This is a genomic window from Clostridium zeae (genome assembly GCF_017312485.1).
GTDB lineage: Bacteria > Bacillota > Clostridia > Clostridiales > Clostridiaceae > Clostridium_AR > Clostridium_AR zeae.
The window spans coordinates 115,257-139,768 of record NZ_BMBA01000010.1 but is presented as its reverse complement, the minus strand read 5'-3'; the positions used below and the strand labels follow the sequence as shown (position 1 = coordinate 139,768).

The following is a 24,512-nucleotide window of genomic DNA, read 5'->3' as shown; positions in this document are numbered from 1 at the left end:
TTTTCAACATGGATAATTTATATTATCCATGTTTTTGTTATAGATGAGATAAGTTAATTCAACTAAAAGTTTCATATATAGGTTATAATTATAATAGAACTTAAGTTTGGTATATACATAATTAAACTATATCGATAAAAGTAGGAGATAATCTATGGGAATAAAGTTTATATACGGAAGAGCCGGCAGCGGTAAAAGTTATTATTGTATAGAAGAAATTAAAAAAAAGATTGAACAAGGAAAAGAAAATAAATTAATACTTTTAGTTCCAGAACAAATTACCTTCCAAACAGAAACAAGGTTATTGAAGCATATTGGAGAGAAAAGTGTACTTAAAGCTGAGGTATTAAGTTTTAAAAGAATGGCCCATAGAGTGTTTAACTTCTGTGGAGGAATAACTCATAAACGCATGAATGAAGCAGGAAGGAATATGCTTATTTTTAAGGTGCTAGAAGAAGTGAGTGATAAACTAAGTGTATTTTATAGAGCTTCAAAGCAGCAGGGATTTATAGATATAGTTTCTAAAACTATAACAGAATTTAAAAAATATAATATTACCTCGGAAATATTAAGAGCTACAATGCAGGCTATGCGAGAAGATGATGAAGAATTAAAAATGAAGCTAAATGACTTATCGATCATATTTGATAAATTTAATGAAGTGCTTCACAAGAATTATATAGATTCAGAAGATGAATTAAACATGTTATCAGATAAACTTGATAATTGTAATATTTTTAATGGAGCAGATATATGGGTAGATGAATTTACTACCTTTACGCCTCAGCAATTAAAAGTTCTTGGTAAGCTTATGCAAAAAGCAAATAACGTATATTTTGCTTTAACTTTAGATGAAACTCATGGGTTAGATGAAACTGATATATTTAATGTAATTAAGAACACGGAAAAGAAGCTTATAAGAATAGCTGGTGAGAATAGAGTTCCTTATGATGGATATTTAGATTTGAATAATAGAGAAAATTTTAGATTTAAAGAAAGCCGTGAATTAAATCATTTAGAAAAGCACTTTTTTACATATCCATTTATACCTTATAAATGGTCTAATGGAGATATAAGAATATATAAAGCAAATAATAATTATGATGAAATAGAAGTAGTAGCAAAAGACATATTAAGACTGGTAAGAGATGAAGGGCTTAGATACAAAGACATATCTTTAGTATGTAGAAACCTAGAAGACTATGAAAAGATAACTTCAGTAATATTTAATCAATATAATATCCCGTATTTTTTAGATAAAAAGCGTGATATAGTTAGTAATCCTCTTATAGTACTTATAACCTCAGTATTTGAAATATCCTCAAGAAGCTGGTCTTATGAAAGTGTATTTAAGTATCTGAAAACTGGTCTTACAGGACTTGATAGTGATTATATAGACATTTTAGAAAACTATGTTTTAGCCAATGGTATAAGGGGACGAAAGTGGTTTGAAGATTGGTGGGACTATCCTGTTGATCGATACCGTTCAGATAAAGATGAAATCTCAAATGAAGAAAAACAAAGACTATCTCTTATTAATGATATAAAAGATGAAGTTAAGCAGCCGTTAATAGACTTCTACTCTAATATCAAAGGAAAACGTACAGTAAGAGATATTTGTGTAGCTCTATATGATTTTATGGCATCACTTGATATTATTGAAAGAATGGAGAAATTAGCTAGAATATTTGAAGAAAAAGGTATTGGTGATAAGGCAAAGGAGTATGAGCAGGTAGTAGAGATAATTATGGAAGTACTAGATCAAGCGGTAGATGTAATGGGAGAAGAAATTATTGATCCTAATGATTTCATTAAGATACTTAATGTAGGTTTTGAAAAGTATGAGATTGGTTTGATTCCAGTTGCATTAGATCAGGTTAATATAGGTGAGATATCAAGAATCAGAAGTAGAGAATTAAAAGCTTTATACATAGTAGGTACAAATGACGGAGTATTTCCTGCTTCAAATAAAGATGAAGGCATACTTTCAGATCAGGATAGAGAACTTTTAAAAGATCAAGGGGTAGAACTTGCTTCAGATACCAAAACAAAAGCTTTTGAGGAGCAGTTTTTAATTTATTCAACTTTGACTATGTGTAGTAATTATCTAATGATAACTTATCCTCTAGCAGATTTCGAGGGAAAATCCTTAAGACCATCTATTATAATACCTAGACTTAAAAAGATATTTCCAAATATTAAAGAAGAAAGTGATATCTTTAGAGAAAATAATGATGCTTTAGAAAAGGTAGTTGCTCCTGTACCAACTTTTAATGAGCTTATTGGTGCATTAAGAAGAGATTTTGATAAGAAGGAAGTTGAAGCATACTGGTCAGAAGTTTATTCGTGGTATAAGAGTAAGCCTCAGTGGAAAGAAAAAGCAGATAATATATTTAAAGGACTTAAGTATACTAATCAAGAACAGGATATAGCTAAAGATAAGATAAGAAAGATATACTCTAGCAATGATAAACTCTTGTTTAATGTATCTAGAATAGAAAAGTATGCTCAGTGTCCATTTGCTTATTATGTTCAATATGGATTAAAAGCAAAGGATAGAAAGATATATGAATTCACTCCACCGGATCTTGGAAGCTTTATGCACAATGCCTTAGATGAATTTACTAATTATATAAGAGATAATAAAATACAGTGGAGTGATCTGGATAGAGAAAAGTGTAAGAATATAATATCAGAAATAGTAGATAAGCAAGTGGGAGAAAGTGCTGCTTCTATATTAAATAGTTCAAAAAGATATAAGTATTTTACAGATAGATTTAAAAATATATTAACGAAATCAGTCACAGTAATATCTGAACATATGAGAAGAAGTAATTTTGATATATTTAGAAATGAGTTTGAATTTGGTACCTATAAAGATAGTGAACCGATAAAGCTTAAGCTGGCATCAGGCGATGAGGTCTATTTAACAGGCAGAATAGATAGAGTTGATACAGTTGAACTTGAAGGAGAGACCTATATTAGGATAATAGATTATAAGTCTGGAAGTAAAGAATTTGACCTTAATCAGCTTTACTACGGCCTTCAGATTCAGTTATTAGTCTATTTAGATGCATTGATTAAAAACTCAAAGTACTTTTTAGATAAGCAAGTAGTCCCTGGAGCTATACTTTATTTTAGAATTGATGATCCTATAATAAAATCTAAAAGAGATTTAAGCGATGATGAAATCAAGGAACAGATTCTTAAGAAGCTAAAGATGGATGGACTTATGCTTAAGGACATAAAGTTAGTTAAAGCTATGGATAAAACTATGGAAACTTATTCTTTGATTATTCCTGCAGCTTTTAAGAAAGATGGAGATTTTACAAAGCAAAGTGCTGTGGTTACAGAAGAACAGTTTAACATACTAAGAAAATATGTTAATGAAAAAATGATAGAACTATGCGAAGAAATGTTAAGTGGACGAATAAAGATAGAACCATCGAAAGATGGTAGATTTACGTATTGTAATTTTTGTAATTACTCTTCAATATGTCAATTTGATATAAGTTTAAAAGACAATACGCATAAACTTATAAGAAAACATAGTGATGAGGAGTTATGGAAAGAAATATCAAGTACTGTAGAAGAGCATCAAAGGGGTGAAAGGTAATGGGAGAAACTAAATGGACTGCAGAACAACTTAGTGCTATAACCACCAGAAGACGAAATTTACTAGTTGCAGCTGCAGCAGGATCTGGTAAAACTGCAGTATTGGTTGAACGTATAATAAGAATGATAACTGAAGGTGAAGAACCTGTAGATATAGATAGTCTTTTAGTAGTTACCTTTACTTCAGCTGCAGCAGCAGAAATGCGAGAAAGAATAGGCGATGCTATAGCTAAGGCTTTAGAACATTCTCCTAATTCGAAGGTTTTACAAAGACAGTTAGCATTATTAAATAGAGCAAACATAACTACTATGCACTCCTTTTGCTTAGATGTTATAAAAAACAATTTTCACCACATAGATTTAGATCCTAATTTTAGAATAGGTGATGATACAGAATGTACTTTAATAAGAAACGAGGTAGTAAGCGAACTATTTGAGGATAGGTATGATCAAGATGACGAGAATTTTAAAAAGTTAGTTGACTCATATGGTCAAGGGAAAGATGATAGTAAGCTTCAACAGATGGTCTTAGACCTTTATCAGTTTTCTATGAGTGAACCATGGCCAGAAGTGTGGCTTGAAGAAAAGAGTGAAAGTCTAAACATATGTAGCGAAGAGGAGCTTAATAACAGCCATTGGGCTAAAATATTAATTAATAATGTAGCAATAGAACTAGAAACCTTTGCAAGGTTATTACATAATGCTAAAGAGCTTTGTGAAACAACTGAAGGATTGGAACCATACCTCGCTAATATAGATGATGATATAAATCAAATTATTAGTATTAGAGAAGCAATTGGTGGTGGATTAAGTTCTGTATATAACAGTATAGAAAGCTTAAGTTTCTCAAAGCTTAAGTCTGTAAAAAAGAATCAAGTATCAGATGAAGAGGCTCAGCAGAGGGTTAAGGATATAAGAGATGATGTTAAGAAAAAGCTAAATAAAATGAAAGAAGATATATTTTCAATACCACCTGAAGAGGCTATTAAAGACTTTAAGATATTATATTTTCTTATAAATGAATTAGTAGGCCTAGTCTTAGAATTTGATAAAAGATATAAGGGCAAGAAGAGGGATAGAGGTATTTTAGACTTCAATGATTTAGAACATTTATGTCTTAAGGTACTTACTGAAGAAGGTGAAGCTGAACAAGTAATGCCATCTTCGGTAGCTAAAGAATTTAAAATGAAGTTTAGTGAAGTACTAGTTGATGAATACCAAGATACAAATAATATTCAAGAAACTATAATAAGTATGGTTTCTAGAAAAGAGGATGAAGATCCTAATGTATTTATGGTTGGTGATGTTAAACAAAGTATATATAGATTTAGACATGCAAAGCCAGAGTTATTTTTAAATAAATATAATAGTTATCCTACAGATGGAAATCATGACATGAAGATAATGCTTTATAAGAACTTTAGAAGCAGAAAAGAAGTTATTGATGGAGTAAACTATATATTCAATATGCTTATGTCAAAATCAGTTGGCGAACTTGAATATGATGAAAATGAGGCTTTGAATCTTGGTGCTGATTATAAAGATTTAGATGTAGAAAATGTATATGATATAGAGAATGAAATTACTACACAGGATATAGAGATAGCTGGGGATATAGAAGTACATATTTTAGATAAATCAGCTAAAAAAGAGGAAAGTGAAGAAGCTGGAGCTGTAGAAATTGATGTACAAGAAGATGTTCAAAACGATGAAGCAGAAGAGGATTTAGATTCTATACAGATTGAAGCAAGGATAGTTGCTAAAAGGATACATGAACTGATGAATGCTTCTAATGGTAAGAAATATATGGTTTGGGACAGAGGCTTAGATAAGTATAGAAGGCTTAAATATAAAGATATAGTAATACTTTTAAGAGCAACGAAAAACTGGTCAGAAGTGTTTGTGGATGAGCTAGGGCAAAGTGGAATTCCTGTTTATGCTGATACTGGCACAGGATATTTTGATACTATTGAAATTAGAACTATTATGTCTCTTCTTCAAGTAATAGATAATCCTATGCAAGACATTCATATATTATCAGTTTTAAGATCCCCTATATTCTTATTTTCATCTGAAGAATTAGGAGAGCTAAGGTTACTAAATAAAGATAAATATTTTTATGAAATATTAAAATCTATAGGTGAAGGTAATCTAGGTAGTGAAGCTTTAAATATTAATATAAATGATGAATTTATTAAAAAGTGTATTTATTTTATAGAGAAGCTTAAATTATGGAGAGAGAAAGCTCTGTATATGGCTATTGATGAATTTATATGGTACTTATATATGGACACTTCATATTATGGATATGCAGGGGCTATGCCTAATGGAGTGCAAAGACAGGCTAATTTAAGAATATTATTTCAAAGAGCTAAACAATATGAAAAGACAAGTTTTAAAGGCTTATTTAATTTCATAAACTTCATAAATAAACTGAGAAAGTCTTCAGGAGATATGGGAAGTGCTAAGATACTTGGAGAGAATGAAGATGTAGTAAGGATTATGAGTATTCATAAGAGCAAGGGCCTAGAATTCCCAGTAGTATTTTTATCAGGATGCGGAAAGCAATTTAATCTTATGGATTTAAATAAAGAAATACTATTCCATGATGAATTAGGTTTTGGTCCAGAATACATTGATATTGATAGAAGAATAAGTTATACCTCTTTACCAAAGCATGCAATAAAGATGAGATTCAAACTTGAAGCTCTTTCTGAAGAGATGAGAGTGCTCTATGTTGCCTTCACAAGAGCAAAAGAGAAACTTATAATAACTGGAGCAGTTTCAAATCTTGAGAAGGTAACTAAAAGATGGTGTTCTGCAGCTGCGTTAAGTGATGATAAGATACTATCTTCAGAAGTTCTAAAGGGTAAGAGTTATATGGATTGGATCGGTATGGCACTTGCAAAACATAGAAATGGTGAAGAATTAAGGAAAAGTGGCAATACAATTGTGGATCATATTAAAAGCGACTTTTCCACATGGTATATAAAATATTGGTCAAAGAATGATGTGATTGTGGATGAAAAATTAGAAGCTGTGGATGAAATTGAAGATGGGTCACAGGAAAAAAGACTATTTATATATAAAGATAGCGATGAAATAAATGAAGATATAGAGAGAAGATTAGACTTTCAATATAAATTTAAGAGTTCTACCAATATCACAGCAAATATATCTGTATCAGATTTAAAGCGTGCTGCTTATGAGGAAGATCAGAATGAGATAGAGACTATATATAAAGGTGATAGAATAATTAAACCTCAGTTCTTACAAGAAGAAAAAGGATTATCTGCTGCTGAACGAGGTACAATAGTGCATTTTGTTATGCAACATTTAGAACTTGGAAAGGTAAGAAGCGTAGAAGAAGTTAAAGATCAACTTGAAGATATGGTGAAAGGAGAATTTTTAACTAAAGAACAAGCTAAAGTAGTGAACATAAGTAAAATCTTTAAGTTTTTCCAAAGTGAAATAGGAAAAAGAATTATTGAAGCTTATGAGAATGGTAGCATGCTTTATAGAGAATTACCTTTCTTTACAGAAATACCAGCATACCTTGTGGATAAATCTTTATCTAAGGAAGAGACAAAAGATGAATTAGTAAGACTGCAAGGAGTTGTTGACTGCTTCTTTGAAGAAGAAGATGGATTAGTTTTACTTGATTATAAAACTGATTATGTTGAGGGAGGTAATGAACAATCAATAAAGGATAGATATGACGTTCAACTAAGCTATTATTCCGATACATTAGAAAAGATAACAGGAAAGAAAGTTAAAGAAAAGTATCTTTACTTATTTGGATTAGATAAAGAGGTTAAATACTAAATAAAAATATTCTACTTTAATATTAAGCGTATTTTCAAAGTTTCTCTTGTTTCTGAGATGAAAGTTTCAAAATATAAATTTAAAAATGAAGTGGCATATCCATAAAGTATACACATACAAGAATATGTAAGTTTGCATAATGCAAATTTATATATTCTTTTTTGTATAGAAAACAGAGTCAGTATATAGTCTCAATTATAATACCTTTCTTATATATGTAGCGCTTATATGAATAAAGGCTAGTGTTCATAAAAAGCGATTTACAAAAGATATTTAAATAGAAACACATATATAGGTATGAAGATAAAACTTGCTATTAGTGAGGTTGCATTTAATACTGAAGCAAATTTATAGTCTCCATCATATTCCCTGGCAACAATAGCTACTGTATTCATAACAGGCATGGCAGACATTACTATAAATACCTGTTTCATTAATAAAGGAAATGAAGTAAAACTTAGAATTATGAAAGCTGCTATAGGAGAAATTATGAATCTTCCTATAAGAATTAAAACAGAATCTTTGTCTACTTTCATTTCACTATAATTCATACTAGAGAGTATAGATCCTATAAATATTGTAGATAAAGGAGTAGTTAGATTTCCTAGATACTTACAGCTATCTAAAATAAAAATAGGTAGCTTAATTTGTAGAAGTATCAGTGTAGCTGAAAATATGAAGGCCACTAAAGGAGCAGATATAATGTTTTTTAAGTTCTCTTTTGAAAGAAACTTATTATTAACACCTTTACCATCTTGTCTTATATCATAGGCAGCTATAGACCAAAAGAACAACGTATTTACTATATAATAAATTAATATATAAGGAAGAGCCTTTTCTCCAAAGATAGATATATTTACTGGTAGCCCCACAAATATAGTATTGGATAATCCAAATAAGGCCCTAAAAACACCTTTTCTATCACTGGAGATGTAAAAGGACTTATATATAATAGATCCCACTAGATAAGTTAGAGTTATACATAAAAATGCAACTATATATCCGCCTAAGGAACCTATAAATTGTTCTTTAGTAAAGCTAGTATTTAAATTAGCTATCATAAATGCAGGGAGTGATATATTAATTACTAGTTTAGACATTAAGTTATCTGTATTTTCATTAAACCATTCCTTTTTACCTAAGAAAAATCCAACTGCTATTAGGATTACAAGGGTAAATACTCCATTAAAGGCATTAACAATCATAATAAAAACTCCTCTGCAATTACTAAAATTACTTGTTATATACTACATAATCTTTTGCTAAATTTAATAAAATTTCTCTAGTGTTTAAAGTTGGATCTTTAAGAACTTTTTCCAATAGATGCTTTAATAGGTTACCTAATTCTTTTCCGGGCTTTAAGTTTAGTTCATTGATTAAGTCATTTCCGTTTATGGCTAAGTCTTTTGAAGCTAGTGGAGCTTTTGAGTTTAAAATATCAGTAATTCTACTTTCCATTTTATCAACATGTTCAAGATATAAGAATGGTGGAGCAGAGGATAATATATCAGCTCTTTGAAGTTTAAATAAATCATAAACTAATTCTTTGCCAACTCTATTTATCATTCTTTTTAAAGCTACATCTGTAGCATTTACTAGTACATTCATATGCTCTTTTACTAATGTGCATGCCGTATCAGAAGTTGCATTATCAATTCTAAGACGTCTAAATAGCTTCCTTGAAAGATACTCACCTTTATTATTATGTCCGTAGAAATGTCCAATGTTATTTTCATCTAGAGTAAAGCATGCTGGTTTTGCTATATCATGAAATAAAGCTGCAAGTCTTAAATGAACTTTTTTTGGTACCTTTTCTACAACTGATAGTGTATGATTGAATATATCTTTATCGTGATAAGGAGTATGCTGATCAAAGCCAATACAAGCAGCTAGTTCAGGAATTATATGGTTAAGTATTTTTGTATCAGCTAAAAGCTTAAGGCCTAGACTAGGATTATCAGACATTATTATTTTAATAAACTCATCCCGTATTCTTTCAGAACTTATATTTTTTATAAGGTTATTATTTTTTATAATTGATGAAAGAGTTTCTTCTTCTATATCAAAACCAAGTTGAGAGGCAAACCTAATTGCTCTCATCATCCTTAAAGCATCTTCATTGAATCTCTTATCAGGGTTGCCAACTGCCTTTATTAGTTTATTATTTATATCATCATGCCCCCCAAAATAATCTATTAAGCCTAAGGTATTATTGTATGCCATTGCATTTATAGTAAAATCTCTCCTAGATAAATCTTCTTTTATGTCGGATACAAACTCAACTGATTCAGGTCTTCTATTATCTATATATTCTCCATCAATTCTATAAGTAGTTACTTCGAAGCTATTACCTTGAACAATAACTGTTATGGTTCCATGCTGTATTCCTGTAGGGATTGTTTTATCAAATAGACTTTGTATTGTCTCAGGAAAAGCATTTGTAGTTATATCATAATCATTAGGTGCAACCCCTCTTATGTTATCTCTAACGCAGCCACCAACAATAAAGGCTTCAAAACCATTTTCGTAAAATCTATCTATTATGAATTGTACTTCCTTTGGTATATTCATATTAAAACCTCCTGTAAAATTTTATAGGTCTATAATAATTATTAGCTTATAACTTTCTATTGAAATTCATCAAAATAAAAATTTATAGAGGTATTGAAATTTTTATTTTAGATTGAAGTGTTTATTCTTTGATATAGCCTTTGTATCCCAATTTAAGTATATAATATATTATAAGCATTTAAATAAATTATTTTACTTATTTATGTTTATGAATAGTAAACTAAAGATATAATTATTAATAGTATATTGACGAAAGGATGTAAAGCATATTGGGTATAGAGTTAAGAAAGATAAGTGAATTTGAACAAAATGAAAGAGTAGAAGGGTTCTTCTTAATTAAATCAGTAAGTTTAAAAACAGCCAATGCCAATGGCAAAAAGTACTTGGATTTTGCGTTGGGGGACAGTACTGGTGAGATAGCTGGAAAGCTGTGGGAAGTTAATGAAGAAAATGAAAATTTATTTAAGGAAAATACTATCGTTAAAATAAGAGGAATGGTATCTGCTTGGCAAGGAAATCTTCAACTTAAAATTGAGAAGATAAGAAACATAGATCAAGGGGATAGTATAAATATTCAAGACTATGTTCAAAGTGCCCCATTTGATAGTGAATATATGTTTGACAGGATAAAACAATATATCGAAAAAATGAAAAATGAAGATATAAAAAATATTGTTGGATATTTATTTAATGATTCTAAAGATAAATTAATGTATTATCCAGCAGCAAAAAAGAATCATCATGCAATAAGAGGCGGGTTACTTTATCATATAATGACAATGCTTAATGTAGCAGAAAACTTAAGCTCAATATATACATTTTTAAATAAAGATTTGCTTTATGCTGGGGTAATACTACATGATCTTGCAAAGATGAAAGAAATGAACTCCAATGAACTTGGTATAGTAGGTGAATATAGTTTAGAAGGCACATTACTTGGGCATATAACTCAAGGTATAAAAGATGTTGAAGTCGTTGGAGAAAGCTTTAAGGCTAATAGAGAAGTAATAGTATTGCTTCAACATATGATACTTTCACATCATTATGAACCAGAGTATGGAAGTCCAGTAAAACCTATGATAGCAGAAGCTGAGATGCTGCATTATATAGATATAATTGATGCTAGAATGTATGATATAAGAAGAGTTACTGGTGAAACTGAAGAAAAGCAATTCTCTGAGAGATTATGGTCACTTGAAAATAGGAGAATATATAATCATAACTTAGATAAATAGTAAACAAAAAATAAACCAGATAATATTTAAAATACTCCCTATCTAGTTGATGGGGAGTATTTTATTTTACCTAGTTTATTATTACTTTTGACCCTCTTGTAATATTATCATATATCCATTTAGAATCTTCCACCTTAAGTCTTACACAGCCGTGAGAAGCAGCTTTGCCTAATGTATAGTCTGTTATTTTTGATTTTGATTCATTATAAGGTAAGGAGTGGAATAAGTAATTGCCATCAAATTGAACCCAGTACTTAGCCCCTTCTTTATAATCAGTTGAATAGAACCAATCGCCTTTTTCTTTTACAGTATATACACCTGAAGGAGTTTCACTTCCTTTTATTCCAGTAGAGCAGGAATAATTTTTTACCAAACTCCAATCATTCTTTTTGCCTTTAAAAACATAAGTTTTTTGAGCTGATAAGTTTACATAAACTAAATAAGATGTATCAGAAGTAAGGTTAAGTGAATTTATTGTGTTCGAATTAATTGTCATTGCTGCAACAGAGGTAGTTTTTGTGGTAGAGTCCGTACTGCTATTTGAATTTGTAGTGCTCTTTGAAGAATCATTTGATGAATTAGTACTTTTTGATTCGTTAGAACTCGAATTTGAGCTTGTATTCTTAGAGGAATCAGAAGTTGAACCTTTTGTAGTTGAATCTTTATTAAGAAATTTATTTTTTTCATCTTTATATTCATCAATCTTGCTTAATATATCCTTATCTTTAGAATAATATTTAGCATTATCTTCTAATAATGAGATAGCTTTAGAAAAATAATTTTCAGAAACAAGTTTCTCGGCTGAGCTTAGCGTCTCATCCTTTATTGAATTAATTACATCTTTTTTATATTCCTCTGCTTTTAGAAAGTTATCATCAAAATTACTGACTTTGTCAAAAGCATTATAAGCGTCTACAAAGTTTTTATCCTTATATAACTTCATACCTAATGAAAAGTTATTAGCGGAGTCATTAAGGAGAGGAATATTCTTCTTGACCTCACTTATCTTATCATTAACTACACCATATCTTTCTACTTCCCTTAAAGCCGCTAGTGTAGCTTCATCTGATAAACTATTATTCTTGTAACTAGACATTAGGTCATCAATATATGTTGAGAAATAGTTTTTTAAATCAGTATATAATAATAGCTTTTTTGCTGGATTAAAGTTCCCTTTTGATACCATAAGAGAATTTGCTGTTGAATAATCCTTTTTATCAAAATTAATTTTGAAGTCAGTAATTATATCATTATACGCATAAAAAGAATACGACATTGATATGCAAAAAAAGGCTAATATAAGCATGGTAATAGTTTTTGTTAAAGAAAAATTTCTTTTTTTCTTTTCCAGATTTTCTTCTTTTTCTTTTTTCTGTTCCTTCAAACTTCATCCTCCTTCCTATTTTAGTTAAATTATCTCCAACTTTACATGAATATAAACAATATTCAGTACTAAAAATTTTTTCAATGGCTAAAATACAACAAGGAGGGATCAATCGTATGGATAAAAATGTACCTTTTTTTAGAAAGATATATAATGCAATAACTAAACCTAAGTTTTATATAAAGTTTAATGAGTTAAGTCTTGCTAGTGCAATAATTTATCTATTTATATTATCAATAATTTTCGGATTTATAAGCTATATCAGACCTACATATAATTATTATAAATTCATGGATACAATACATAATGAGGTAGTATATGAGTTCCCAGAGTTTACTTTTAATAATGGTATTTTAGAGGTAGATGGAAAACAACCTATCTTACTAAAAAGAAATGATTATAATATAGTAATAGATACTACAGGAAAGACTGATTTATCAAAAATAGAGAACTATGATAAAGCTGTACTAATTCTTAAAGATAAAGCTTATATAAAGAATGGATCTGGAGGTATAGATGAAACTAGATATAGTATAATAAAGTTTTTAAAGTTTAATAAGACTGAATTTATTGAAGCAATATATGATTTTAAGGCTGGAGCTTTTATTATGCTTATATCTGCACCAGTGTTATTTTTTGTCTCAAATTTATTTACAGCTTTTATGGTATCTGCGGTAGGTACACTAATAAACTCGGTACTTAAAGCTGGAATAAAATATAGAAACTTATATAAACTCAGTTCATACGCTATTACAACTGCTGTAATTATAAGCTGTATAAGAAGAGTATTTGCCTTTAATATTATATTTATAAATTATGTTTACATAGTTATAAGCTCAATATATATGTTTTTAGCTATAAGAAATATATTAATATCTAGCACTAAAAATATAGAAGAGTAGGTTAGTCTGCTCTTCTTTTTAATTAATTAATATAGTATAATTGCTATATAATGGTATAAGGTGGAGGAATAGTTAATGCAAAAAAGAGATAACTTTTTTAAAAAATTCTTAAAAGCTATAGTGGACGTAAAGTATTATATTAACTTTAACAGAGAAACTTTAGGAAGAGCTTTTTTATATCTTTTAATAATGTCAATACTTTTAGGAGGCATTAATAGTATAAAAACAGTTTACACTGCTACAAAAGCAATAAGCTCTGCAGTAAGCGAATTGAATAACAATAATGTAGACTTTAGATTAGAAAATGGAGTTATGAACATATCTTCAAGCCCATTTACTTATAAAGATAAAGATACTTTAATAGTGGTTGATACAACTAAAAATGCTAGTGAGTTTAATATGGCTACAATAAAAGATAAGAGCCCAAATACGATGTATGTGTTTAAAGATAAGTTCATAATAAATCAAGAAAATGGTCAAAATCAAGACGTAAAGTACTCGGATTTAGGAGCACTTACAGTAACTAAAGAAGGTGTTATAAATCTTATAGATAAATTAAAGTGGCTTTCATTTTTATTAGTACCATTCTTTATGATAGGAATGTTCTTAGGACATATGTTCTCAGCTTTAGTTGTAGCTGTAATAGGTATTCTTATAAACATATTTATTAAGGCTAAAGTTGAATTTGGTAATTTATATAAACTTGCAATTTATGCATTAACTTTGCCTACTGTAGTAGATATTGTAAGAGGAGCATTTAGTCTTCAAGTTCCTCATTTTTATAAAATATATATTTTAGGTGCACTAATATATCTAGGAGTTGTATTGAAGACAATAAAAGATGATAATAATAATATGGAATTAACTGAACTATAAGAAAAGAGGCGTTAATATGTCACAAGTAATAGACAGATTTTTAAGATATGTAAAGGTAGATACAAAGTCAGACACTACAACAGGTACTACACCAAGCAGTAAAGGACAATTAGAGCTAGCTAAATTGATAGTTAATGAATTGAAAGAAATAGGATTAGAGGAAGTTGTGTTAAGTGAAAATGGTTATATTTATGCGACTGTACCTTCAAATATAGAAAATCAGGTTCCGACTATTGGTTTTGTAGCACATATGGACACATCTCCTGATATGACAGGTAAAGATGTTAAACCTAAGTTTGTAGAAAATTATGATGGTGGAGATATAGTACTAAATTCCGAAAACAATATAGTACTTTCACCAAAGGAATTTCCAGATTTACTAGAGTACAAAGGGAAGACTTTGATAACAACTGATGGTACTACTCTTCTAGGGGCTGACGATAAAGCAGGTCTTGCTGAGATAGTTACTGCAGCAGAATATCTTATAAATCACCCAGAAGTAAAGCATGGAAAGATAAGAATAGGTTTTACTCCAGATGAAGAAATAGGTGAAGGTGCTGATCATTTTGATGTAGAATTCTTTGGAGCAGACCTTGCATATACAATGGATGGTGGAGCTATAGGGGAATTAGAGTATGAAAACTTTAATGCAGCTGGAGCAAAGGTTACTATCCAAGGAAGAAATGTTCATCCTGGAAGTGCCAAAAATAAGATGATAAATTCAATGCTTATTGCAAATGAATTCATAAACTTGCTTCCATCTGATGAAGTTCCAGAAAAGACTGAAGGTTATGAAGGCTTCATTCATCTTACAGATATTAAAGGTGAAGTTGAAGAAACTCACTTAGGATTTATAATAAGAGATTTCTTTAAAGATGGTTATGAATCTAAAAAGAATAAATTGAGGCAAATAGAAAAGTGTTTAAATGATAAATATGGTCAAGGAACTATAAATGTAGAAATCAAAGATCAATATAAAAACATGAAAGAAAAAATAGAGCCTGTTATGTACATTGTTGAAAATGCTATAAAGGCTATGGAAACAGCAGGTATAAAGCCAAATGTAAGACCTATAAGAGGTGGTACAGATGGTGCTAGATTGTCCTTTATGGGACTACCTACACCTAATATATTTGCCGGTGGGGAGAATTTCCACGGAAAGTATGAATATGCAGTTGTGGAATCAATAGAAAAAGCTGTTGAAGTTATTTTAAATCTAGTAGATATATATTCAAAATAAATTCAGTTACAGCTATTTACATTTTTAATGTTAATAAATGTTGACAACTCTATTGGTACAGAATATTATTAATAGTATGATATAACTAAGGAATAATACGATGAACAAAGACGTTCTATATATGAGCCAATTAGGCTCTATATAGGCGTCTTTATTATTATCAAGGGTAAAGGAGAGAGGTTTTTATGTCTTATTCAAAAGAAGATATAATCAGGCTTGTTGAAGAAAATGATGTTAGATTTATTAGACTGCAATTCACAGATATATTTGGTACTATGAAGAATGTAGCGATAACTTCTAGACAACTAAACAAAGCCCTTAATAATGAATGTTTCTTTGATGGATCATCAATTGAAGGATTTGTTAGAATGGAAGAAGCGGACATGTATTTAGCACCAGACTTGGATACTTTTCAATTAATGCCTTGGTCAACACCTGACGGAAATATAGCAAGACTTATTTGTGATGTTTACACAGGTGATGGAAAACCGTTTGAAGGAGATCCAAGATATATTTTAAAGAAAGTAATGAATGAAGCAAAAGAGTTAGGGTATACCTTTAATGTAGGACCAGAATGTGAATTTTTTTTGTTCCATACAAATGATGATGGTTCACCAACTACTAATACTCATGACAATGCAAGTTATTTTGATTTAGGACATATAGATCTTGGTGAAGAAGCTAGAAGAGATATGTGCATAGCTCTAGAACAAATGGGATTTGAAATAGAAGCATCCCATCATGAAGTTGCAAGAGGGCAGCATGAGATTGATTTTAAGTATGACAATGCTCTAAAGACTGCTGACAATATAATGACTTTTAAATCAGTAGTAAAAACCATAGCACAGTCTCATGGATTACATGCAACTTTTATGCCTAAGCCTATATTTGGAATAAACGGTTCAGGTATGCATATGAACATGTCATTATCGAAGGATGGAGTTAATGCATTTTTCGATGAAAAAGATGATTTTGGTATAAGTGAGGATGCATATAGTTTTATAGCGGGGCTTTTAGATCACATAAAGGGAATAGTTGCAGTTACTAACCCACTTGTTAATTCTTATAAAAGATTAGTTCCAGATTATGAAGCGCCTATATATGTTTCATGGTCTCCTAAAAATAGAAGTCCTTTAGTTAGAATACCAATATCAAGAGGAAAATCAACTAGAGTTGAGCTTAGATGTCCAGATCCATCTTGCAATCCATATCTAGCGCTTGCGCTTTGCCTAGCAGCTGGATTGGAAGGAATAAAGAAAAAACTTACACCACCAAAAAGTATAGAAGCTAATATATTTGTTATGACTGAAGAACAGAGAAAAGAGCAAGGCATAGATAGACTTCCAGATAATCTTTATGATGCAATTGTAGAATTTAGTAAAGATGGTTTAGTAAAAGATACTTTAGGCGATCATGCATTCCAAGTATACAAGGAAGCAAAGAGCTTAGAGTGGGATGATTATAGAGCAAAGGTACATCAGTGGGAGATAGATCAATATTTAAGTAAATTCTAGGAGTAAATGGGGGGAAGTGCATGCTTAACAGTTATAAGATTGTATTAGGAACAAGCACTTTAAAAGCAGGTGGACAGATAAAAAGCCTTCTCCTTCAAAAGGGTTTTAATGTTGATGGCATCTGCACTTCCGGAAGTATGCTCATAAGAAAGTCACGACTTACAAAGCCAGATATAGTTATAATAAATTATGAGCTTACAGATACAAATGGGGCAGAGGTTGCAAAAATTATTTCAGGGGAAGCAATAAGCAAAGTAATACTTCTATGTACTTCTCAGCAATATAATATAATATCTAAATGGACATCACAATTGGGCATAGTATGCATGCAAAAGCCAATTAAACCTAGTAGCTTTTTGCATACTGTAAATGATGTTATTGAAGATATTGTTAATAGTAAGCATGGTAAGGCTGAAGGAAGTACTAGACCAGTGGGGGATAAACTTATAATAGATAAAGCAAAACAACTATTAATGAAGAAAGAAAACATCGAGGAAAATGAAGCCTATAGACGAATTCAGAAAGAGAGCATGAATAGCAAAAGGCCTATGCTCGATGTTGCAAAGAGAATAATAAATTCCTATAAAGGATAAGCAATGGCGCTTGATTCATATACAGATGAATTGGAGCGTCATTTTTTTATATAAAAATAGTAATGTGCTGAAATTAAGGTGTAGCTACATACGATACTTTAGTGAGTTTCGCAGAGAATTAATATGGTTTTTTACAATGAAATGACTAAAATAAAAAAAACGATAGAAGTTGGGATATGTTTAGAACTATATATTTTAAAATAATCTGTATGTAAATAGAAAAATATATAATATCTCGTATAGATTATGTTTTTATGTTAAGAGGGTATTAATTATATAGATAAAAAAAGATAGATACACAGATAAATAAAGAAATAATAGCATTTATAATACTTAGTTAAATCATATAGAAGGTTGTACTTAAATAAGTTTTAGTAATGGTGCATCTATAATATGCCTAAACTTTGCTAATGCTATCCTTATACACTTAAATGCATTACAATATGCAGCCTCCAATTTAATATTATTTTATAAATGACAAATTAAAAGGAAGAGAACTTGTATCTAAAAATATATAGATGCAAGTTCTTTTCTTTTACTCATCCAAGATATATTGATCTTTCACAAATCTTTCTTTTTGCTGAAAAAAGTATATATAAACAGACAAACTAATATTACTGCAAAACCAATTATAAACGTTTGAGGCTTTTCGTACCAAGGTTTTACCTTTAACTCCACCTGGGATAGATAAGGATATGAACTTACATCTTCTATTTTTTTAATTTTTTCATTTTCTTCATAGGGGTAGTACCTTTCAGCAAATACTAAAAGACGATCATTTTTAGGTGTACTACTATAACAAGTAAGAAGAGTTATCATATCAAGGCTCTTTACCACATTCAGATATTCCTGCTGATCTGGTAAGATTACCTTATTTCCTGTAACTTTGTAATAAAGGGTTTGCCAGTGGTTTGTGATTTCAACAATATCTCCAGGTACTAGCTCTGGCAAGTCAGTAAAAAATTTTTGTATCTGTCCAGTATGTCCTGCAATTACTGAATTAGTATTTTCTCCTCCAACGGGAATACTAGTTCCTTGAATAACAGCAACACCTTTATTCAAGTGATCATCTGTAGCTCCTAGATAAATTGGTAGTGTTTGGTGAATTTTATTTATTTTAATATACGCAAATATCGAGGTTTTATCTTCAGTTTTCATATTATCTTCAACAGGTATTCCATTTTCTGAGTGGAAAGGATCTGTTGTACACCCTGACAGATTCCATAGCCTTTTATTATATTCTTTGATATAGTCTTCATCTTTGTTTAGTAGTGGTTTCATTGCAGGGTCAGATTGAATCTCCTGAAATTCTTTATCACTTATCTGTATTCTGTTGTTTTCTTTTTCATTTTTTTCCTGGCTACTTGAAAACTGGGGTGCTTTGCTTGAGGGGGATATTACATTAGTTGTACTCTTCATTATTTTGTAACTATAATAAGCATTAGAAAAAGTGGGATACATAAACACTAGCATTCCTAGAATAAAAAGAAAGATATATTTCTTCTGGCCTACAAGTTTATTTGATTTCATTTCAATCTAGCCCCTTTTTTCATTAGAAAATGCTACATCAATGCCTGATTGTGCTTTTACCTTTCTTTTAGTTTTCAAAAACTTTAATAAAATGTACATAAGTAAAGCAATAAAGGCGGTTAAAGTTCCCCAAAATAAGTTTCGATACATGTTGTTTGTCTTGCTATCGGTAATCTCTTTCTCCATAACTGCTTCAACATAATCGATTCTATGTCCACGAACTAGAAGTCTATGAGAATTTATCATATAGGGAGTACAAGTCAAAAGTGTGCAGTAATCATGTCCAGGAACAATAGCAAGGTCACTAAGTTCTGTTGGTTCAACTACTTTAATTTGATCCACCTCATAAGCTATAGTACCACCGATATTCTTTATATAAAATTTATCTCCTACCTCTAATTTATCTAAGTCTGTAAAAAGTTTTGCAGTCGGCAATCCTCTATGCCCGGTTAGGACGGTATGAGTGTAGTTACCTCCAACAGGAAGAGAAGTTCCTTCCATATGGCCAATTCCCTTTTGAAGCACTTTCTCTGATGTTCCTACATATATTGGGGCGTTTAAGTTAATTTTAGGAATAACAATGTGACCTATCTGTTCATTGATTTCAAGCATCTTAGCATAATCTTCTACTCCTGAATCCATTTGTTCTTTTGTGTACGGGTCCTTCAATACTTCAGAATTATTAATGCCTGACAAATAATCATTATATGCATGGGCACTATCCATCTTGTCCTTTACTACATTATCCTCGATTTTTGTAACAGCCGTATCAAAATCCTGATTAACCCTCTTGGCGGCTTTTTCATAGATTATGTTAGTGATAATTGGATAAGAGAAGATTCCGAGCCCTACAATAAAAATCATAACAATAATTAAGGTTTTCCAGATGCTATGCTTAGAATTACTTGTAGAATTTCCTGAACTTTCGGTTGTTTTTCTATTTTTTTTCATTGTTTCCTTCCCCTATTCTTCTATAATTAGTTTCAGTGATTCATAAAGCTTAAAGTTTAATGCTCTTTTATTACAAAGTATTTTAAGGTAATATCTTTATGGTATTAATTTATAATTTAATATCTGAATAGCTTGTACATATATATTGTTTTTGATTTATTGTTTAAAACAAAAGAGCGAGATTAACCTCGCCCTTTTTATTCAATTCAGACAATACTAAGCCTGAACTCTTCTCTTCAAGGCTACTACTGATGAGCCCATAATTATAAGACCAGCTGCTAAGAATATGATTGTTCCAATTCCACCGGTTTGAGGAATAATTGGTCTCTTAACATTAATGACTTTTGTGTTGTCATTAATATCAGTTTTATTACCATAGGAGTTTTTATCGATTGTGAAGGTTAAATCATTCATAGTTACATATTTATCTGGTGTAACTACTTCTTTTAATTGATAAGTAACTGCGGAATCATTGTCTCCATATGCAAGTCCAGTAACTTCAAAGCTACCATCATTAGGATTTACATTGATTTTAGTTGCAGCATCTGTAGTATCTACCCAAGTTATCTTACCTTGGCTATCTTTACTCATATACTTATTGTCAGAGTTTTTAATAACAAAACTCGCTTTAGATAATACACTAAGGTAAGTTTGAGTTGTATTATCCACTTTTATAAACTGACGACCTCCAGTATGAACTTCTGGTTGATTACTCTTAGGAACATCAGTGCATTTATCCCCTGAATATCCATTGTTGTATGTCAACGTAGCGTTGTTATATATATTAGTACCCATAGTTGCAGTATTGTTTATTCTCGCCGTAAATTTGATTTCTAGATTTTTAGCTCCATTTAAATCAGTGCCTAATTTTTGTAATCCTGCTGGTGTAAAAGTTATAGCGAAATTACCACCAGCAGTATTTACTGCAGAAGCTACCAAAGTATAATCAGTTGAAGGTGATAAAGTATTTCCATTGTAGGTTACTGTAACTCCGTCTAAATAATCTAAAGTTGATGCCAAAGCATCTTGTATTTTAAAGGTTTTGTAATCTTGAATTCCTATAGGAACTTTTGGATAAATAAGATAGTTAAATGATTCACCTATATCATAGCTAGCATGATCCTGACCTTTTGCGTTTACATCTTTATCTATTGTTGGAGTATCATCTACAATTACGTTCTTAGGATAGAGATGTAAATCTGTAAGATATGCAGTACCAGCAACATTTAGAGCTGGAAGCTCCATTATGAATGGTACACCACTTGCATCTACAAGAGTTGCTGGATGTTTAGTTTCTCTTACATAGTAAATTCCATTTGGGAAATTTTGAGATTGTCCAGCTCTTACTGTAACTTTAGTTTGATAAGTGTTATTTAAATAATCGTTAGTCATATTTTTAAATGTATCTGCTACATAACTTGAGTTAGGATTTGAGTCAAGTTTCCATGCTGTGAATTCTACTCCGGTATTATTCTCTACTGCACCTGTTTGTAATGAGGCTATTTGATCGGCTGATAGCTTTCCGCCGTTATGGTCAGTTAATGTAAAAGCTTGTGTACCAACAATTTTATGAATTGTAACATTGGTACCAGAAGTTGTGCATTGTGGTGTTGCAGTTTCCGATGTGGTTGCATGTACTGGTATTGCTGATGTTGCCAACAGCATAAAGGTTGGCACTATAAGTCCTAATAATTTTTTAAATACTCTCATTTTTTTCTCCCCTTTAATTCTATTCTTTAATTTTTTCTTACCTTCCGTTGATTTTCTTTCTTTAGTAATGTTAAGAAAAGCATTAACACTATCCTACCTATAACGAATTACATTACTAATACATTTACTACTGACAAGTTATAACTATTAGTAAGAGTATTTATTGTATTTTTCTTGTTTGGGTATCCAGCTGGAATATTTGACTCATAAACAAAAAATTTAAACTATATATTTCGCTATAGTTTGTAAGTGAAGATGTATCAATCAACAGATAATTTATCAATCATCATTAGTTATATAAGAAGGACTAGCCGTTGAATTAGCAAATTCTTCATTGCTATTTATTACAGCTTGTCCAATCTTTAGATTTACATAAGAAATACAGTAAATAGAAAAGAGAATTAGTCTTCTTATTGTCTTTTATTAATCTATCTATTTGCTGAAAAGTTATTGTGATTTATTTATATATTATAGTTATTAGCAAGGTGGAAATTTTATGATAACAACTTTGAAATGATTTTAATTTTTTTAATAATAAGATTTAAGAGATGTTATTATAAGTTAAATATAGTTTGATAATAATTAATATTAGTAAAATAATGGTAGAATAGAGGAGGTGAAAGTAATATAATAAAAATGTAAAACATGAGTAATTATCTGTAAGTTTTGAGAGGATTTAAGTTATGATAGATTATAATATGCTAAATGGGATTATACATGGCTTTCTTTATAAGACTATGCCTATACTAATAGCTATGGGAATAGGGATGGTGCTATATTCATTTTTTGATAAAAGATTTAATATAACTAATTGGATAAATCTAAGAATGAAGATAGAACAAAAGTGGAAACCCTTAGCTTGTTTCTTATCAATATTTTTATTTCAATTTATCATAACTTTGATTGGTATATATATAATAGATATACCATCAATAATATATTTTGTAATGAGTGGCCTGCTTGTTGGATCTACGCTTAATTTTATAGATAAAATTAAAAATTTAAAAATATAAATCATTTTTATAATTAGATGTGTCTAGGGTATCAGTAGATATTTTAGAGACATTTTTTTATTGAAAATAGATTTTGGATTGAAGTGTTTTATATTTATATAGTTTATTCTAAAATAATTAATAAATAGATTGACCTTTAAGGAATTAGTCCATACTTAAATATAGAAAAACCTTCTTTATTTACACAAAAATACTTTAAGCATAGTAGAAGGAATAAGAACGTTAGTATAGAAATTAATGATTAATAAACAATGAAGCTTTGACTTGCCTGGTTTTATGATATAATCGTTAAGCTTCGATATAATTTGATAATAGAGTATAACTTTGAGGTGGAATAAATATGAAATTTATACATACAGGAGACTGGCATATCGGTAAAATAGTAAATGAAATAAGTATGATAGAAGACCAAGAATTTGTTTTGGAACAGCTTGTAAAGATAATAGAAGAAGAAAAACCAGATGCATTAGTTATAGCTGGAGATATATATGATAGATCAGTACCTTCTGTGGAAGCTGTATCTTTATTAGATAAAGTGTTTTCTAGGATATTATTAGAACTTAATACTCCGATAATAGCTATAGCAGGTAATCACGATAGTGCAGAAAGAGTATCTTTTGCATCAGGAATTTTGACTAAGAACAAGCTTTATATACAAGGTAATTTTAATGAGGGAATAAAGAAGGTGGAACTTGAAGATAGTCATGGCAAAGTTAATTTCTTTTTAATACCTTATGCGGAACCAGTAGTTATAAGAGAATTGTATAAAGATACAACTGTTAGAACTCATGAAGATGCCATGAAAAAGCTAATAGAAGAGATAAGAAAACAAGTTAGTGGAAAAGAAAGAAATGTTATCGTAGCGCACGGGTATGTTTCTTTTATGAGTGACATAGAGGAGGTAGCAGTTGACGATTTAGGAGAAGAGAAGAAAAAGAGGGCAGGTCTTGAAGTTTCTGATTCAGAGAGACCGTTAAATATAGGGGGAACAGATCTAATAGGTGGAGAGGTGTTTGATGGATTTACCTATACGGCTTTAGGTCATCTTCATGGACCACAGAAGGTAGGTTCAGATAGGATAAGATATTCTGGATCCTTGCTTAAATACTCATTCTCAGAAGCTCGTCAGAGAAAAGGCGTAACCCTAGTTGATATAAATGATGATGGTGAGGTTAAGATTGACATAAAGGACTTCAAACCTAGAAGAGATATGAGAACTATAAAAGGACCTTTAAAGGAGTTAATAAATCCAGCGGTTTATAAAGATACGAATATAGAAGATTATATATTTGCTGTGCTTACGGATGAAGGAGAGCTTGTAGATCCTATATCTAAGCTTAGAGCAGTATATCCAAATATAATGGGGCTTAGTAGAGAAAGCTCTGCTCAAAGAGAAGGAAGCAAGACTTCTGCATCCCTAGGATATAAAACTAAGGGGAAGGATGAACTTTTTAAAGAATTTTATAAGGCTATAGCAGGCAAAGAAGTAGATGAAGACAAGTTTGATATAATAGCTGACATCATAAGGGATGTTGAAAGGGAGGTAAAGTAGC

At 30.4% G+C, this 24,512-nt stretch carries 16 protein-coding genes; 10 read left to right on the top strand and 6 right to left on the bottom strand.

Annotated features, from left to right (window positions below):
• The first annotated feature begins 154 nt into the window (after window positions 1–154).
• Both addB and addA read left to right on the top strand, forming a co-directional pair.
• The gene (gene addB, locus J3477_RS24225) at window positions 155–3,616 is read left to right on the top strand and encodes a helicase-exonuclease AddAB subunit AddB (RefSeq protein WP_206872808.1); all 3,462 of its coding nucleotides are present in this window, start codon (window positions 155–157) and stop codon (window positions 3,614–3,616) included.
• Window positions 3,616–7,440: a helicase-exonuclease AddAB subunit AddA gene (gene addA, locus J3477_RS24220; RefSeq protein ID WP_206872807.1), complete on the top strand. Its 3,825-nt coding sequence runs from the start codon at window positions 3,616–3,618 to the stop codon at window positions 7,438–7,440. Before addB ends, addA begins: the two co-directional genes overlap by 1 nt.
• Before the next feature lie 260 nt (window positions 7,441–7,700).
• Here the strand turns inward: addA and J3477_RS24215 are convergent, their stop codons facing one another.
• The gene (locus J3477_RS24215; protein ID WP_206872806.1) at window positions 7,701–8,645 is read right to left on the bottom strand and encodes an AEC family transporter; all 945 of its coding nucleotides are present in this window, start codon (window positions 8,643–8,645) and stop codon (window positions 7,701–7,703) included.
• 28 nt (window positions 8,646–8,673) lie between these two features.
• Window positions 8,674–10,011, bottom strand: coding sequence for a CCA tRNA nucleotidyltransferase (locus tag J3477_RS24210; RefSeq protein ID WP_206872805.1), 1,338 nt, complete (start codon window positions 10,009–10,011; stop codon window positions 8,674–8,676).
• A gap of 269 nt (window positions 10,012–10,280) precedes the next feature.
• Between J3477_RS24210 and J3477_RS24205 the strand changes: the two genes are divergently transcribed.
• The gene (locus tag J3477_RS24205) at window positions 10,281–11,246 is read left to right on the top strand and encodes a 3'-5' exoribonuclease YhaM family protein (protein ID WP_206872804.1); all 966 of its coding nucleotides are present in this window, start codon (window positions 10,281–10,283) and stop codon (window positions 11,244–11,246) included.
• Between the two features lie 70 nt (window positions 11,247–11,316).
• Here J3477_RS24205 and J3477_RS24200 read toward each other — a convergent pair whose 3' ends face one another.
• On the bottom strand, window positions 11,317–12,630 hold the full coding sequence (locus J3477_RS24200) for a L,D-transpeptidase (protein ID WP_206872803.1): 1,314 nt from the start codon (window positions 12,628–12,630) through the stop codon (window positions 11,317–11,319).
• Window positions 12,631–12,746: 116 nt separating this feature from the next.
• Between J3477_RS24200 and J3477_RS24195 the strand changes: the two genes are divergently transcribed.
• The 5 genes from J3477_RS24195 to J3477_RS24175 all read left to right on the top strand — a co-directional run bounded on the left by J3477_RS24195 (window position 12,747) and on the right by J3477_RS24175 (window position 17,755).
• Window positions 12,747–13,532 (top strand): DUF1189 domain-containing protein, encoded by a 786-nt coding sequence (locus J3477_RS24195; protein ID WP_206872802.1) that lies wholly within the window; start codon window positions 12,747–12,749, stop codon window positions 13,530–13,532.
• A 75-nt stretch (window positions 13,533–13,607) separates the two neighbouring features.
• Window positions 13,608–14,408 carry a DUF1189 domain-containing protein gene (locus J3477_RS24190; protein WP_206872801.1) on the top strand — a complete coding sequence of 267 codons (801 nt, stop codon included), beginning with the start codon at window positions 13,608–13,610 and terminating at the stop codon, window positions 14,406–14,408.
• A gap of 16 nt (window positions 14,409–14,424) precedes the next feature.
• Window positions 14,425–15,648 (top strand): peptidase T, encoded by a 1,224-nt coding sequence (gene pepT / locus J3477_RS24185; protein ID WP_206872800.1) that lies wholly within the window; start codon window positions 14,425–14,427, stop codon window positions 15,646–15,648.
• A gap of 185 nt (window positions 15,649–15,833) precedes the next feature.
• On the top strand, window positions 15,834–17,162 hold the full coding sequence (locus tag J3477_RS24180) for a glutamine synthetase family protein (RefSeq protein ID WP_206872799.1): 1,329 nt from the start codon (window positions 15,834–15,836) through the stop codon (window positions 17,160–17,162).
• 20 nt (window positions 17,163–17,182) lie between these two features.
• On the top strand, window positions 17,183–17,755 hold the full coding sequence (locus tag J3477_RS24175; RefSeq protein WP_206872798.1) for an ANTAR domain-containing response regulator: 573 nt from the start codon (window positions 17,183–17,185) through the stop codon (window positions 17,753–17,755).
• A 561-nt stretch (window positions 17,756–18,316) separates the two neighbouring features.
• On the opposite strand, the gene J3477_RS24170 is transcribed toward J3477_RS24175, so the two are convergent.
• The 3 genes from J3477_RS24170 to J3477_RS24160 form a co-directional block, all read right to left on the bottom strand.
• Window positions 18,317–19,285, bottom strand: a complete 969-nt coding sequence (locus tag J3477_RS24170) for a sortase (protein WP_206872797.1) — start codon at window positions 19,283–19,285, stop codon at window positions 18,317–18,319.
• A 6-nt stretch (window positions 19,286–19,291) separates the two neighbouring features.
• Entirely contained in the window at window positions 19,292–20,236 is a 945-nt protein-coding gene (locus tag J3477_RS24165; RefSeq protein WP_206872796.1) for a class C sortase, read from the bottom strand.
• 216 nt (window positions 20,237–20,452) lie between these two features.
• Window positions 20,453–21,946, bottom strand: a complete 1,494-nt coding sequence (locus J3477_RS24160) for a SpaH/EbpB family LPXTG-anchored major pilin (RefSeq protein WP_206872795.1) — start codon at window positions 21,944–21,946, stop codon at window positions 20,453–20,455.
• A 683-nt stretch (window positions 21,947–22,629) separates the two neighbouring features.
• Between J3477_RS24160 and J3477_RS24155 the strand changes: the two genes are divergently transcribed.
• Both J3477_RS24155 and J3477_RS24150 read left to right on the top strand, forming a co-directional pair.
• Window positions 22,630–22,959 carry a hypothetical protein gene (locus J3477_RS24155; RefSeq protein ID WP_206872794.1) on the top strand — a complete coding sequence of 110 codons (330 nt, stop codon included), beginning with the start codon at window positions 22,630–22,632 and terminating at the stop codon, window positions 22,957–22,959.
• A gap of 340 nt (window positions 22,960–23,299) precedes the next feature.
• Entirely contained in the window at window positions 23,300–24,511 is a 1,212-nt protein-coding gene (locus J3477_RS24150; protein ID WP_206872793.1) for an exonuclease SbcCD subunit D, read from the top strand.
• Window position 24,512: the final 1 nt, after the last annotated feature.